The sequence below is a fragment of the Desulfovibrio sp. genome (assembly GCA_016208105.1).
In the GTDB taxonomy this organism is placed as follows: Bacteria; Desulfobacterota; Desulfovibrionia; order Desulfovibrionales; family Desulfovibrionaceae; genus Fundidesulfovibrio.
In genome coordinates, this window is record JACQYS010000013.1 from 1 (window position 1) to 13,213 (window position 13,213).

8 protein-coding genes are annotated in these 13,213 nt (G+C 47.6%); 4 read left to right on the forward strand and 4 right to left on the reverse strand.

Annotation, left to right across the window (positions count from 1 at the left end; genetic code table 11):
* The coding region (locus tag HY795_07275) for a hypothetical protein (GenBank protein MBI4805020.1) at positions 1-493 on the reverse strand (493 nt) is incomplete at its 3' end.
* Positions 494-779: 286 nt separating this feature from the next.
* Here HY795_07275 and HY795_07280 point away from each other — a divergent pair.
* The 3 genes from HY795_07280 (at position 780) to HY795_07290 (ending at position 2,875) form a co-directional block, all read left to right on the forward strand.
* Complete coding sequence (locus HY795_07280) at positions 780-1,187, forward strand: hemerythrin family protein (GenBank protein MBI4805021.1); 408 nt, start codon at positions 780-782, stop codon at positions 1,185-1,187.
* A gap of 116 nt (positions 1,188-1,303) precedes the next feature.
* Complete coding sequence (locus tag HY795_07285; protein MBI4805022.1) at positions 1,304-2,233, forward strand: GGDEF domain-containing protein; 930 nt, start codon at positions 1,304-1,306, stop codon at positions 2,231-2,233.
* A 408-nt stretch (positions 2,234-2,641) separates the two neighbouring features.
* Positions 2,642-2,875: a hypothetical protein gene (locus HY795_07290; protein ID MBI4805023.1), complete on the forward strand. Its 234-nt coding sequence runs from the start codon at positions 2,642-2,644 to the stop codon at positions 2,873-2,875.
* Positions 2,876-2,984: 109 nt separating this feature from the next.
* Here the strand turns inward: HY795_07290 and HY795_07295 are convergent, their stop codons facing one another.
* From HY795_07295 to HY795_07305, 3 genes are all read right to left on the reverse strand, one after another.
* On the reverse strand, positions 2,985-3,467 hold the full coding sequence (locus HY795_07295; protein ID MBI4805024.1) for a hypothetical protein: 483 nt from the start codon (positions 3,465-3,467) through the stop codon (positions 2,985-2,987).
* 155 nt (positions 3,468-3,622) lie between these two features.
* A complete protein-coding gene (locus HY795_07300; protein MBI4805025.1) occupies positions 3,623-7,060 on the reverse strand; it encodes a transporter substrate-binding domain-containing protein in 3,438 nt (1,145 codons plus the stop codon).
* Between the two features lie 309 nt (positions 7,061-7,369).
* Positions 7,370-9,535 (reverse strand): HAMP domain-containing protein, encoded by a 2,166-nt coding sequence (locus tag HY795_07305; protein ID MBI4805026.1) that lies wholly within the window; start codon positions 9,533-9,535, stop codon positions 7,370-7,372.
* A 236-nt stretch (positions 9,536-9,771) separates the two neighbouring features.
* On the opposite strand from HY795_07305, the gene HY795_07310 reads away from it, so the two are divergent.
* Complete coding sequence (locus tag HY795_07310) at positions 9,772-13,101, forward strand: EAL domain-containing protein (GenBank protein MBI4805027.1); 3,330 nt, start codon at positions 9,772-9,774, stop codon at positions 13,099-13,101.
* The last annotated feature ends 112 nt before the right edge of the window (positions 13,102-13,213 follow it).

Consider the following 13,213-nt stretch of genomic DNA (forward strand, 5'->3'; position numbering starts at 1 on the left):
AGTTCGCTGGGGCAACGTCCTCCAACGCCTGCGGCCATCCTGCCCCTCGGGGCAGGATGCCCCCCCTGGGGGCCACCGCTTGCACACAGAATGGAGTACAGACTAACATAATGAGTGGTACAACTTCTGGGGGCAGGTCAAATGAGTTTGCCGGGTCCAGCATCGCTGCCGCCGACTGCGCCAGAATTTGATTCGAAACCATTGTCGTCATCTCCTGGGAAACGTCGACGTCCGAGATACGCGATTCAGCCGCTTGGAGATTCTCGGCCTTGATTTGGAGATTCTGAATTGTGTTGGAGAGGCGGTTTTGAGTTGCGCTAAGGGAGGCCCAGCCCCTGTTCATCCTTCGGTCTTCATTCGTTTCCACGGGTGTACCGGAAATTTCCAAACCGAAGGATCCGACCAGGAACAGAAAGAAGCGCGAGCACTCAAAGGTATGCTCTTTCTTCAAGTACGCCTTCGGCATAGTCGTCATGCCACTCCGCCGCACCATTCCTTCCAGGAGAAATGCGCAGCGCAAGCTGCCACTAATAAACTGCCCAGTGAGGAGGGCAAACTTCGGACCACCCTAGGATAAGCCAGACGCGGGCTCCGAATGCTAATGGCTATGACCTATTGAAATATAGGGAATTCCTACTTGTTCCGCTTGGAATTTAGGATAACGACTAGTCCAAGAGAATCACATCTTGGCACTCCAGGAGCAGAAAGCAGCGATTGCGCCTTGCAGCATCTGCCTCTGGAGAAAGTACTTGGACCTAAACCCTCAGAGGAGATACACAATGGCGCTCATCGAGTGGGAGGAGGATATGGGCATCGGGGTGCCTCTGATTGACGATCAGCACAGGGAACTGGTCGACCTGATCAACAACATTGATGAAGCCTCCAGACGAAATGTCAGACATGCTGAGATGTCCGATTACATAAAGACACTCTACCACTATATCATGGTGCATTTCCAGGATGAAGAAGCTCTCATGGATCCAAAAACATACCCTGAGTACTACATGCAAGTACATCAACACCTCGCTTTTTCACAGCGAATAATGGAATTCTACAAAGATTTTATAGATGGGAGTCAGGTGGACATGTCTGAGATACTCACCTTTATCGCCACCTGGTTCAGGAAGCACACCACTGGTTTGGATAGAACCCTAATTCCTCATCTTCACAGCAAAGACTGTGGCTAATAAAATACGGAGTACAGACCAACATAATTGGTGATACAACTTTTTTAAAGAAAAAAATAATAAGACATTTTTATCTATGCTTTTTGCCTTAATACCTTTTCCAAACGGGTATTCATATGGATTTTAAAGTACATTTTGAACAAGGTGCAGACAGCGAATACATTTCAAGGTTATTTGATATTGAACGCTACGCCTGGATGACTCTATCCTATGACATGACCATGATAGTCGGGTCGGACGGCTGTATCGTAGCTGCTAACGCAATTTGGCAACGCAGCGCAGGATACTCAAGAGAGGAATTACATGGTAAATATCTTCTAGAGTTCATGGACTACGAGGATCGTGAACTCGTGCTGTTTAGATTCCAGCGTCTCATTACAAGTCATAAAGGAACCACTACTTTCGCCTTTCGTTTCCGATGTTCCGACGGCAGTTACAAGCGATTCAACTGGAATATGCATTTTTCCCCGGAGCACGATATAATATACTGCATTGTAAAAGATATTAGTGATGTAAAAGACTTTCACCACGCCGCATACCACGACACCTTGACCGGATTATCAAATCGACTTTTTCTCGTCGATACCTTGCCAGAATTTATTGAATCTGCAAAACGATGCGGTCACAGCTCAGCCCTTTTCATGCTTGACCTTGATGGATTCAAGTTTATAAATGACAGCATGGGACATCAGGCTGGAGACTCTCTATTGCAGGCCGTGTCAGATCGTCTTTTACTTATTGCAAGTACTAAGGATTACTGCATTCGACTGGGAGGCGATGAATTCATAATTTTAGAAAATCCATGCGATGCCCACAAGGCTGAATATTTGGCCACAACTATCATAGCCACTATAAATAAACCCGAATTCATTGACGGAATTGAGGTTCAAGTAGGTGCGTCAATCGGTATCGCATTAGCACCACACGACGCTGATACTCCTAGGAAATTAATGACCTTGGCAGATAATGCCATGTACAAAGCCAAGCACAGCGGCAAGAACCGCTTTACTTTTGCTAGCAGTCTTCCTTCTCCAGAACAAGGATAACAGCGCATACGGATGTTGCAAAGGATACATTCAGAGGAAGACCAGTCCTCGAGAATCCGAGGGGGAGGGGGGATCAGGGGAGTCCCAGCAAACAAAGCACAGAGAGTAAATTCCCACCTCCCTATGACTTTCCCCGGCCGTAAATGGATCATTCGCGCGTCAGCGCTCATTCAAGAAGAAAATGATGAGTAGCCCCGCCTCCCGTCATCCCTCGTCCTTCGACTTTCTTCCGGCGCATACAGTTGCGGTCCTGCCAACGTGACGCCAACAGGGCTTTGATGCCAATGGTTGCGCAGCCACTGGGGCTATGGTTAGATAGCTAAAAAGCTGTCAACGAGGAAGTGGCACGTCCAGATTCAAAGACTCCTGTGATTATTGAAACCCCACAACCTTAACCTACGTAGGATGATGGAACAAACCGATAAAACTCCTCCTGAAAAGCCTTGGGCTATCCTCGGCATCAGCCGCCGTCAGTATGACACCGCCAAACCCTGGAAACGAGCCAAAATGAGCAAAGAGAAATTCGCCAAGCTAGTCTGTATGGTGCCGCCTGAGGCGATCGCACGTCTGAAGGACGTTGCCGACGCTGAGGTGCTCCTCGAAGCTGCTTTCGGGAAGGATTGCTGCCAGGAAGATGAGTAGTATGCTGATCACCTCTTTTCAAAAGCGCAGGTTCCTGCACATTTTAATTCCAACACCTTCATTCACACCCGACAAACTAGCGACCTGCCCGACCAGAATTGACACCTCCTCATTGCTTTATATGGCTATACATCTTGTAATCTTTGACATTGGCTTCATTTGCCGCAGAAATAACAGTTATAATTTCCAAAAAATTAATCCCTGTCGCCTCACTGATTCTTAACATTGCAGATTGAAATTCATCGTTACTGTTCGACTCATCAATATGATTGACATTAAGGACTCTTGCGAAACAAACTATCAATCGCCACCGTTCATTAACACAAGACAACCTCCAAATCTTCCCACAGATCTTTTTAAAAATATATGCACCTTTTGGGTGCGCAGTGAAAAGACCAGTACGAACCAGTACCTCTATCCACGTTCCAATTGAACTATTTGCACCAAACTCAATAGCGTCTATGTGGTCGTAGCTGGCTGCATCAAATATAGTCGCCAATTCTTGGGATATCCTGTTCCAGTCGCCTGACTCCAAGAGCGCCACAAAGTCTGGAAGGCTCTTCGGCTTCTTATCGCTGTTTTTGCTTCGCACAGGGAGTCCTCCAAATAAACGGGGCAATGTCACTGGCTGTTATGGATAACATTACCACGGGAACGGCGGCAGCGGCGACCATCAAGATATCCATGCCTGTGGCGACCATCACCCTTGGAGATAGGCAGGCAGGTAATTTGCTGGGACATGCCCACTCATAAAGCGTAGCGCTTCGCCATCACCCTCTCAATCACTTCCACCAGCGCCACCTTATCCACTGGCTTGGCAATATAGTCATCCATACCGGCAGCAAGGAACGTCTCCTTGTCTCCAGCCATAGCGTAGGCGGTCATGGCAATGATGGGTATGTTCGACTTCGTTCCCAGGGTGGTGGACCCCCTTAACGCTTTGGTAGCTACGACACCGTCCATGACTGGCATCTGGACGTCCATAAGAATCAAATCGAAATCCTGCTCTGCCAAAAGCTGAAGCGCCTCTTGACCATCATTCGCAGTGGTGACTGAGTAGCCGGATTTCTCAAGCATCCGTCTGCATGTGAGTGAGCTTACCGAATCGTCTTCTGCAATGAGTATGTTCAAGGAAGATCGTGGAGGAGTCAGCAACGGATCCGAATTAAGCTCAACTGATTTCTGTTCGACCACGGGAAGCTTGAACGGCAGGGAGAGGTAGATGGTCGTTCCTTCACCCGGTGTGCTATCAATCGCAATCTCTCCTCCCAAGAGCTTCACAAGTCGCCGAACGATGGAAAGCCCTAGGCCAGCTCCTTGAAAGCGCCTGGTGTATGAACCCTCAGCCTGGACAAATGGCTCAAAAATATTCTTGAGGTACTCTTCGGGAATACCTATGCCTGTGTCCCGCACAGTTACCAACACACGGACTGAAGAATCTCCTGAACTTGGCAACATTGAGGCATCAATCCGGACTTCTCCTTTCTCCGTGAACTTAATGGCATTCCCGACAAGGTTGAAAAGGATTTGTCTCAACCTAGCCTCATCACCTATCAATACCAGGGGCAGGTTCTCATCGCGCCCGAACTCCAAACGGAGCCCTTTCTCATTTGCCTCTAAGGCGAAAAGCTCCTTGATGGAATCCCGTGTCTGCTTAATGTTGAACTCGGTCTCAACGATTTGCATTTTCCCTGCTTCGATCCTTGATATGTCGAGAATATCTGAGAGCAGCCGAGTCAGGCGATTTGTGGACCGAATCGCTCCAAACAGGTACTCTTTTTGTTCCTCATTCGGGTCTGTAGTCTCAAGCAGCTGGAGCATACCGAGAACCCCGTTCAGAGGGGTGCGAATCTCGTGGCTCATGTTGGCCAGGAATTCATTTTTCGCAAGTGTTGCTATTTCAGCTTGTTCCTTTGCGCGTTGCAATTCTATTTCAGACTTTTTGCGAGAAGTAATATCCATAAACATTACTGCTAGACGGTCATGTGAAAGCCTGAAACAAAGAATCTCATAAGTACCAGCCACATATTCGTCTTCATAGCCAACCTGTTCTGTGTGCCATGCTTTGCCACTTCGTAAAACATCAAGATAGTGCTCTGGGACGTCTGTTTCTTTTAGCATTGGAAACGCTTCGAATATATCTTTACCCATCAAGAGAGAGTGGTTTATCCCCAAAATCGTTTCTGCTGCGGGGTTAGCTCCACTGAAAACAAGTCGCTCGCCAACCAATTCATAGAGGTGCATGCCTATTGGTGTCTGCTCTATGATTGACCGAAGTGTTTCTTCACTTTGCTTAAGAGCTTTTTCAGATTCTTTTTGGTCAAGCACTTTCCAGACAGAGTCCATCAGCAAGATTAACTGATGCACATCGGTACTTGTATAGCCTGACTCTTTGTTTGCCATTCCTACAACTGATATTATTTTATCATTTTTAAAGACAGGGATTGTCATGAAAGAATGTAGCTGGACATGCCCCTCTGGATAGCCTCGTTTCAATGGATTTTGGGCCTGATAATCATTAACAACGATTGGCGTGCGCTGCCGCACAGCCTCCCCCCATATGCCTGTCTTGTTTAGTTCATAACATGTTAAAGGCTTTGCTACACTGCATTCATGCATTACATCCTTAGACCATGTATTTAAAATAAAATGCCTCTCCTCTTCATCATAATGATAAATGTATCCTATTTTACTGTTTGTAATCCGTATGGCCTCTTCTAGTGCGAAATCCAAATAATTCTGTGCCGACGTAAATGGATGCTGAAGGATGTTTACAAGGCCCAGCAAACGCGCCTCGTTTAGACGATTTTCCTCTTCAACTCGTTTGCGTTCAGTTATGTCCACAAATGTCACAACAACCTGAAATACTCGTCCATCAGAATCGAATTCTGGGAACGCATTTACTAAAGCCCATATCTGGTCGTTTGTGCTCGGGCGTTTTATGCCAAGAATCAAGTTCTTGATTGGAGAGCGCGAGGCGAATACTTGGGAAACGGGGTAATCCTCGACAGCGACCGGTGACCCGTCTTCATGAATAAAACACCAAGCGGGATCGATGACTGTCTTGCCCCTGATCTGATCGCTAGTTAACCCAAGCAATTGAGCAGCCTGATCGTTCGCAATAAGTATGCGAGAGTCTGACGAATGAACGACAACACCTGCATGAAGATTCTGTATTAGCTGCTGGTTTTTCTTCTCGCTTTCCCGGAGTGCCTCTTCGGTCCGCTTGCGGTCGGTAATCTCAGACTTGAGCCTACGGTTCCAGAACCAGAGAGTGATGCTCACCAAAAAAACAATAGCTGTAATAATTCCTCCGACAAGCCTCCACTCCAAACCATGCTCAAATCGTATAGACATAGAGTGGTTAATAATCTGTTGGGCCTCGTCAGGTGTCAGTGCAAACAGGAACTTATCAATTATTGAAACCAGCTCCGGCCAATCCGGACGTATTGCCATTGCCTGGCCCAGAGGTGGATAATTCGCTGGCGCAGCGATTTTGACATTTGTGTACCCATGCCTCTGAATAACAAAGGTTCCGACAGAGAGATCGCCCGCATAAGCGTCAACTTGGCCTAAAGCGAGAGCCTCCAATGCCTTGTGGGAATCTGAATACTCGACAACTGAAATGTCTGGATAATCCTTTACCAACATCTTTGTCAGTATGAAGTCAGTCTCTGCCGAAACCTTCTTGTTCTTAAAATCTGCTAAACCGTTTACAAAGGGGCTATCTACCCTTGTGAAAATGACCCACGGGGTAAATATATAGTCATGTGTGAAGAGCAGTTGGCTTTCTCGCTCTGGTGAACGCCGAAGCGTGGGCAAAATGTCAATCATATTGCCTGATGCTAAGCTCTTCAGAGCCTCTGTGAATGTTCCTCCACCCTGGGGGATAAATTCGTGTTTAATGGCAAAAGCAGCAAAAATCACTTGAAGGTAGTCGATGGAAAGACCGTATGGTTTCCCGTTAAGAGAAAAATGGTAAGGTGAAACTTCACCTACACGAACTCGAACTGAATGATTTCCGGCAAGCCATGCCTGTTCCGCTGGGGTAAGAACAACTCTCTGAGACACTCGAGTGGCTAAGTCCTGAATGAAGTCTGTCGGCGCTGTAGCAGAAGCCTGTCCAGAAAGAATTAAGGAACAAAATGCTGCCATAACAGCGCGTATGATCAATCCGGGGGACATGTTGTTCCTGCGGTTAACGAGTTGTATTAATACAATGAGCGATAGCTTCGCCAACGCAGTCATGAACTAATCGCTACTGGTGCATGTACGGTTTCATCCATTGAACGTATCACCAAAGTGATCCTTCCCTGTCCGTCCTCAACCTGCCAATGTTCATGCACCCTAATTCGCAAAATCTTCATTATCCCCGCTCTGAAAAGGGAGTACCCGGGTTACCCACGCGAAACCTGGCCGGGAATCTTCCTGCCTTTGTGGCCATGTCTTCGGAGATCGGGCCAACCCGGCGGCATGCCCCCTGGGTTCGTTACGTCATGCCCCGAGCCGGGGCAGGGACTTTCGTCCGGCGTCCTCGCCATTCTGGAGCCCCTCGATAAGGCCCTGCAGCACTACGGCCTGTTGGGCGAGCTGGGCGACGGCTTGGGCCGCCTGAATCATGGCCTGGGAGGTCTCTGAGGAAATAGTGCTCACCTCTTCGATGGAGCGGTTTATCTCCTCGCTGGCAGCGGACTGCTGCTCCGAGGCCGCGGCGATGGAGCGCACCTGGTCGGCCGCGGTGTCCACCATTTTGACGATCTCGGCCAGAGACTGGCCCGACTGGTTGGCGAGTTCGGTGGCCTCCTCGATGGAGGTCACCGCCTTATCGACGTTCTCGATGTTATTGCGGGTCTCCAACTGGATCCCGGAGATGGCGTCTCCGACCTCCTTGGTGGCGTTCATGGTCTTCTCGGCCAGCTTGCGCACCTCGTCGGCCACCACTGCGAAGCCGCGTCCTGCCTCACCCGCTCGGGCGGCCTCAATGGCAGCGTTCAAGGCCAGAAGATTAGTCTGATCGGCGATGTCGGAGATGACGTTCATAATTTGGCCGATCCCTTCCGCCTGGGTCCCCAAGACTCCCATGTTGGTTTTTAATCGCAAAGCCTGGCCTTCCGCTTCCTTTATGCCCTTCACCACACGCCCCACGATCGCCGCACCGTCCTCGGCGTTATGCTTGGCGTCCTCGGCGGATTGGGCGGCTTGGGACGCGTTGCGAGCGACCTCCAAGACCGTGGCGTTCATCTCTTCCATGGCGGTAGCGGTCTCGCCCACTCGCTCGGCCTGGTTCTCGGCCCCGCGGCTGGACTGCTCGACCTGGGCGGAGAGCTCTTCCGAGGCGGACGTCAGAACCTCTCCGACCTGCTGCAACTCGGCCGCCACGCGCAGCATGTTGCGCATGGATTCGTCGGTGCGCTTGCGTGATTCCTCGGCCTCGGCCATAGCCTCATTGGCTTTTTTGGCCTGGACTGCCGCTTCCTCCGACTTGGCGTTGGCCTCGGCGATCTTGTCCTTGAGGCTCCCCACCATCACGTTCAGACTGCTTGACAGCTCGCCGATCTCATCCTTCTGGTTGATGTCGAGGGTGCGAGAGTAATCGCCGCCGGCCACGGCCTTTGCGAAGGTGACTCCCTTAAGCACCGGACCCGTAATGATCCTGGTCATGAACACGGCGATGATGCATCCGGCCAGAAGGGCCACTCCCAGGCCCGCGCTCAACACAATCCGCGACTGCCCCAGCTTCTCATCCGCCTCGTTCGCCTGGTTGATCATCTGGGTCATGCCGGTCTGGGCCACCGCCTTGGCGACTTCAAGGACCTTTTCCGCCGTGGCGTTGCGCTCCTGGTTCAGTTCGAGACGCAGTTTCGTTAGCCCGGCCTGTTTTTCCAGGAGGGACTTGTACTTACCAGCTGCGGCCAAGAGCTCATCCATGCCCTGTATGTCAGCCGGGTCTAAGGAACTCGCCTTAAGCTGGGCCGCATCCGCCTCGATAGTGGGGAACAGCGCCTTGGCAGCCTCATATTGTTTGATATCCGAAGTGGCGTCTCCGGTAAGCACTTTTATACGGATGTCTGCGGCAGTTTCGGATATCTCTGTTATGAGGCCGAGTTTCTGTAGCCGGGCGACGAGCTTCTCGTTTGCAACATCCTTTGTAATTTCACTCTTGAATTTAGCGTCTTGGCCCTTACGGTAATTCTGGCAAACGGCCACGAATTCCGCTGCAGCCTTGAATCGTTCAGCTTTGGCTTGCAGCTCATTGTCGACACCTTTTTTCGTTTCGGCGGCCAGCTTCTCGTATTCCAGGATTTTGTCCATGGCGGCGGAGGCGCCGTCGCGAAGCTTCACCAATAATGGATATTTACCGGCTAAGGCCTTGGCCTCCTCCAGGGACTTCTTCACCTCGGCGATGTCCTTCATGGCTTGGTCGTAATACTTCCCCTCGAAACTGTAGGCGTACCCCCGCATGTTGTACATGGTGGCCAGCACATGCATCTCCACCTCGTTGGCTATGCCCACTTCCGGGACCAGCTCAAGCTTCATTCGCTCAGAGCCTTCCTCGGCCGAACGCATGTTCACGATGGCCAGGACACCCAGCACGCAGGTAAGCAGCAGGACAAAGCCGAATCCGATTCCCATCTTGACCCCCAGACGCAAATCCTTCATTTCGCTCACCTCTCCGTATGTTGTGATTGCTCCAGAGCTGCTTGCCTAAGAATTCGACTCACTAGGAAGTATCCTCTTATGTTTCCATACTGCGTTTTGAACAAGTAGGGACTCCCGCATTATTTTTCGATCCTCGCTACTCTTTCCGAAGAAAAGGCAGATATCAGTTTCTGGACGGCCCAAACCTGCTCACATGGCGACTTGAAAAAATTGCTCGCGTATTATATCAAAATAAAATGAGAAAAATTTCTTCAGAATCTATTAGGTTAGGACTCCTTGCCCCACTCACGGGGATTGTTTCTATGTACGGGCAGGACATTGCCAGGGCAGGTCAAATCGCCACAGATTTGGTCAATGACTCAGGAGGAGTGCTAGGGAAAAAGCTGGAAATAATTATCTCTGATGATGGCAGTTTGCCAGAACACGCCGTTCCAGCTGCAAAAAAGCTAGTGCAAAAAGACAATTGTCATGCCCTCATTGGGAATCTATTGTCCAACTCTCGCATCGCCGTAGCTGAGCATGTCTCTGTGCCTTTCAAGATTCCCTATCTCAATTTTTCCTTTTATGAAGGAAGCATTTATAACCGTTACTTCTTTCATTTTGCGGCGCTTCCGAACCAGCAAATCGATAAAATGATTCCCTACATGGCAGATAATTATGGGATGAAGATGTACTTTGCTGGGAATAACTACGAGTGGCCTCGCGGTTCGATTGATGCAGCTAAACAGTCTTTAGAGCGTATCGGTGGTGAAGTTGTAGGAGAGCAGTATCTATCTCTTGGGATAAGCAACGATGAAATTGAATGGGTCTTAGATAATGTTTCTCGTTCAGGAGCTGACGTTTTTGTTCCATATTTTGCCGGGTTAGATCAGTTGCTGATGCTCAATAAATTTCATGATCGTGGTTTAAAAAAACATATGGCTGTAGTCATGGGGCACTATGATGAGGTCATGGTGTCACATTTAACTCCAGAAGTTCGCGAAGGGCTTTATTCATCAAATACGTACTTCATGTCGGTAAAAACAAAAGAAAACGCAATATTTCTCGACAGGCTAAAGCAGTTTCGTGGGGTTGATGGATTATGGCCTGATGGCAATGGAACGTTAACCAACTTTGGAGAAGCCACATATAATTGTGTTTTGGCATTCGTTGACGCGGTACATAGGTCTGGAACTCATGAGAGTGACACTGTGGTTGAAGCTTTGGAATCTACTCGGATATTTGGACCACAGGGTGAAATCATTATGAATGCAGACATCCATCATGCCCACGTAAACAGCTATTTAGCTAAATGCAAAAGTGATGGTAGTTTTTCTATAGTCAAAAATTTTGGATGTATTGCACCAGAAATCCCTAAAAGATACAAAGAACTTTTTGAAACTCACAAGAGGGTTTCTCGAAGATCAGCCCCGAATGAGGCATCTCGACTAGCTCGTGATCTTGTTCAAGGTCAAAACAAGAAGGACGACAGTAAGAAGATTCTGGATCTAGCTGGGATGGCCATACTGGCAACCGATTCTTCTGGAACTATAACGGCTGTAAATCGAGTTCTTTCCTCGCTTTTTGGGTATGCAGAAAGTGAATTGATTGGAATGAACATGTCTTTTCTTGTTCCTCCGCATTTGCGCCAACGACATAACAAATATATTGAAATGTTTCTTGAAAATGAATTTAATGAAATGGTCATGGGAAAGAAGGGTGAAGGAATTGGATATAGAAAAGATGGCACTTTTTTCCCGATAGAAGCATCAATAGCCAAGTTCAGAAGTGGCGATGACTGGGTGTTGGTGGCAACACTACAGGACTTGACGGAAGTAAAAAAGCATCAGGAGATGCTCACAAAGCAGGCTTCTCACGACGTATTGACGGGTCTACCTAATCGTGAACTCCTCCACGAACGAATTGAAAACGCTCTGGCCCGCTCGAAAAGAAGAGAAGAAAACATTGCCTTGCTATTTGTTGATCTCGACGACTTCAAATCTATAAATGACAGGCATGGACATAATGCTGGCGACCATCTGTTAAAGACTCTTTCTTCAAGGCTTATAGAAAATGTGCGACCAGGTGATACTGTGTCTCGTTTCTCTGGGGACGAGTTTGTAATCCTATGCGAATATGTTTCAGACCCATCTGACATGGCATCTCTTGCTGAACGCATTAACCAGGCAATTCGGCTACCTGTAGAGTATAAATCCACACTATTGGTTGTCACAGCGAGCATCGGGATAGCACTGGGGCATGGAACAACCCATTCATCCGAAGATCTGTTGCGCTCTGCAGACAATGCAATGCATACTGTGAAACAGAATAAGCGTGACGGTTGGAATTTCTTTAACGAATCACTACAACAAGCAGCAATTCAACGCATTTCTATATCTACAAATCTCCGCTTTGCACTTGAAAAAAATGAATTTCAAGTGGTTTTTCAGCCTATAGTATCTCTTGAAAGTGAATCTATTTCAGGAGCAGAAACGCTACTACGTTGGAACTCTCCAGATGGGCCGGTCTCTCCAGCAGTATTCATTCCGATCGCTGAAATGAATGGCAGCATCCTACAAATTGGAAGATGGGTGTTTGAGCAAGCATGCAAGACTCAACGACGCTGGGAGGCAAAGTTTGGCGATCAATCTCCATACATAACGTTCAACTTATCAGCCAGACAATTCGCTGATGAAAGTCTCGTCAACTTTTTTGAGAAAACGATTCGAACCACGGGAGCTAACTCAAACAAACTAGTACTCGAGATAACAGAAACAGCCTTGATGTCAGATGTTACGAGGAATATTAAAACGTTAGAGGAGTTTCGAAAGATTGGAATTAAAGTAGCTGTTGATGATTTTGGAACAGGCTATTCTTCCTTGGCTCAACTAGTACGACTCAATATAGACACTCTTAAAATTGACAGAATGTTTGTCTTAGACATCGACAAGAGCCAAGAGAACCACGCTATTGTTGCTGCAATCAGTCGAATGGCAAAATCTCTAAACATCCATATGGTCGCTGAAGGGATCGAGAATGAAGATCAACTAAATGAGATGCTTACTTTGGGTGTACAATCCGGACAAGGCTATCTCTTTTGCAAGCCGATGCCAGAGAAAGAACTGCATAAAATAATCACAAAAAGCGTCAGTAACATTTGTGTTACAAATGATGATGTACATTTCATTATATACGCAAGCGTCTCGGATTCGATTGTTGACGAGAATGAGATACGGAATATTCAAAAACAATCACAGAATCATAACAGATTGAACAGGATTACAGGGCACTTAATCTATCACCATGGAGTTTTCATCCAGTACATTGAAGGACCTAAAGTCAACGTAAAAAAACTCTATGAAAAAATATCAAACGACTCTCGGCATCACAATATTACTCTCATGGCAGAAGGCACCTCTCCAAACCGTTTGTTCATTGGGTGGTCAATGAATTGTCATATACTGAGCAAGAATGATCTGGCCAGTCTAGCCGGTTATGACCTTGATACAATTTCTTTGTTTGAAAAGTGTAAAAACAATCCAGAACTATGCATAGCTTTTTTTGATCTTTTATCAAAATCACATTAGTTTTAACAAATAGTTTTTTGTTTCTTATACAATATAAAATTTTTTATTCAAAAACGACTAATACTTTGCTTTTTTGCCAACTAATGAAACTACTTTATTTATAGATTCCTTT

Bases quoted from the DNA above. Each gene is read 5' to 3' on its own strand.
- HY795_07290 (MBI4805023.1), top strand. From the start codon at position 2,642: ATGGAACAAACCGATAAAACTCCTCCTGAAAAGCCTTGGGCTATCCTC.
- HY795_07305 (MBI4805026.1), bottom strand. From the start codon at position 9,535: ATGAAGGATTTGCGTCTGGGGGTCAAGATGGGAATCGGATTCGGCTTT.
- HY795_07280 (MBI4805021.1), top strand. From the start codon at position 780: ATGGCGCTCATCGAGTGGGAGGAGGATATGGGCATCGGGGTGCCTCTG.
- HY795_07310 (MBI4805027.1), top strand. From the start codon at position 9,772: ATGAGAAAAATTTCTTCAGAATCTATTAGGTTAGGACTCCTTGCCCCA.
- HY795_07285 (MBI4805022.1), top strand. From the start codon at position 1,304: ATGGATTTTAAAGTACATTTTGAACAAGGTGCAGACAGCGAATACATT.
- HY795_07300 (MBI4805025.1), bottom strand. From the start codon at position 7,060: ATGTCCCCCGGATTGATCATACGCGCTGTTATGGCAGCATTTTGTTCC.